Here is a 1,859-nt window from a genome sequence, read left to right as displayed (position 1 = left end):
CTCGCGGGTGAATAGTTACAGAAATTTAACCCAGAACTGGGCTTCAGGTTGGTATCCTTTGCTGTTCATTGGATAAAATCAGAAATTACCGACTTTATTATAAAAAACTGGAGCATTGTAAAAATCGCCACAACGAAGTCACAGCGAAAACTATTTTTTAATCTGAAAAAATACAAGCAATCTCAAGAGTGGATGAGTGAGAGTGAGGCTGAAAATTTAGCCAGTAAGTTGAAAGTCAGCAAGAAAGATGTGCTGTCTATGGATGGGCGACTATCTGCAAGAGATTCCTATATTGACCCGAAAATAGGTGAAGATGAAGACCAAGTCATATCGACTGGTGAAGTGTTTGCCGAGCCACAACTCGATGTTGCGATTGAATATGAAACTCAAGATTGGGATAGGCACATTAACGATGAATTGAATGTAGGTTTGGCTAAATTAGATGCTCGAAGCCGAGATATTATCGTAAGTCGTTGGCTGCTATCAGAAAAAGTAACATTGAACGAGCTTGCAGAAAGGCATAGGGTTTCTGCAGAGAGAGTCAGGCAAATTGAATTGATGACACTTGAGAAGCTTAAAGATTTGTTGACGCACATTCAGCCATAGAGTCAACAAAAACCGACCGCGATTACCAGCGGTCGGTTTTTTTATGATTAGATGTTCACTGCGGGTATAAAAAAACCAAAGCGAACTGGCTTTGGTTTTCTCTGGTAGTGTTGAGTGATTAGAAGTGGAATTCAACTAAAAGGTTTACGCTATCTTTGACAATCGCAGTGTCATACTTAGTGTACTCCAAAGCAACTCGAGCTGGGCCTAAAGAAACGCCTGCACCAATACCACCGAATACGTCTGTAGATGTATTGATGCTGTTAGAGAATCTACCCATACCAAGACGACCATACACATCGAAAATTGCAATTGGTAACGTGACCTTACCACTTGCTAGCCATGCATTTGAGTAGATAGACGAGTTGTCAATTGGGGAGTTCGTATCAACAAAATCCGCGTATGCTAATTCGGCAGAGAAGAGTTTTGCAAAATTGTAGCCGCCGTAAATAGTGTAGCCATTATTAGAACCAGATACGTTAATGTCATCGTAACTAGAGTATAAGTAACCAGCACCAATATAAGGTTCTGCAGAAGAAACCGATGCTAGTGGTAATAATAGCAAAGGCAAAGTACGTAGAAATGTCTTGTTCATTATTAAGTTCTCTATTTGTTAATGTTTAAATTTAGCGACTAGAATTAGAAGCTATAAGTAACGCCTAATGCAGCGCCAATATCCAAATCTAAGCCATGATTCATATTTAATTCGGGATGGATCTGTGCATAAAGTTTCCAATCTTTTGCAAAGTTCAAATTCATGCCAATAGGAATACGAACGCCAAAATCATTATTCCAGTCGTAGTACGCACCGCCAGCCACATACCAACTCAAAGGAGCTTCTGCAGCTAGATTTCCCTTTAAAAATGAATAGTCTAGAGCTAATCCATCATCGCCTGCGATGAACTTTATTTGTTGGTTAAAGTCAACGACTACGCTTAGACCTTGGTCAAATGCCATACCGATTCCCACTTTTTTTCCAGTATTGGCATAGCTCATCATTGGTGTAAGAAGAAGTAATGTTAATGCTGTCTTTTTCACTTTTAATACCTAAATCAATTATCGACAATTCATAGGTAGGGTCGCCCAATATTGGAATTCAAGAAAAATAAGAAATATTTTCATATTTTATTTTCATTGTCTTTAAGGACGGTCGGATATGGTTTTTAAATCAGAGGGTTATAGAAAGAAAAAAATCGCTATTTTTGTGAGTGGTTTTATTAAGGAAGAACTCGCATGGCTTTGTTGCCGAATTC

The 1,859-nt window shown here is 38.7% G+C and carries 2 protein-coding genes and 1 pseudogene; 1 reads left to right on the top strand and 2 read right to left on the bottom strand.

Annotation, left to right across the window (positions count from 1 at the left end):
* Positions 1-30 precede the first annotated feature (30 nt).
* Positions 31-606 (top strand): annotated as a pseudogene (locus tag HW45_RS25895) (sigma-70 family RNA polymerase sigma factor); the annotation flags it as partial.
* Between the two features lie 118 nt (positions 607-724).
* Here the strand turns inward: HW45_RS25895 and HW45_RS25890 are convergent.
* Entirely contained in the window at positions 725-1,201 is a 477-nt protein-coding gene (locus HW45_RS25890) for an outer membrane beta-barrel protein (RefSeq protein WP_006070213.1), read from the bottom strand.
* A 44-nt stretch (positions 1,202-1,245) separates the two neighbouring features.
* Positions 1,246-1,644, bottom strand: a complete 399-nt coding sequence (locus HW45_RS25885; protein ID WP_006070212.1) for a hypothetical protein — start codon at positions 1,642-1,644, stop codon at positions 1,246-1,248.
* Between the last annotated feature and the right edge of the window lie 215 nt (positions 1,645-1,859).

Origin of the sequence: Vibrio sp. ER1A, from assembly GCF_000733315.1 — a bacterium.
GTDB lineage: Bacteria > Pseudomonadota > Gammaproteobacteria > Enterobacterales > Vibrionaceae > Vibrio > Vibrio mediterranei.
The sequence above is the reverse complement of the archived record's forward strand: the minus strand, read 5'-3'. Positions and strand labels throughout refer to the sequence as shown.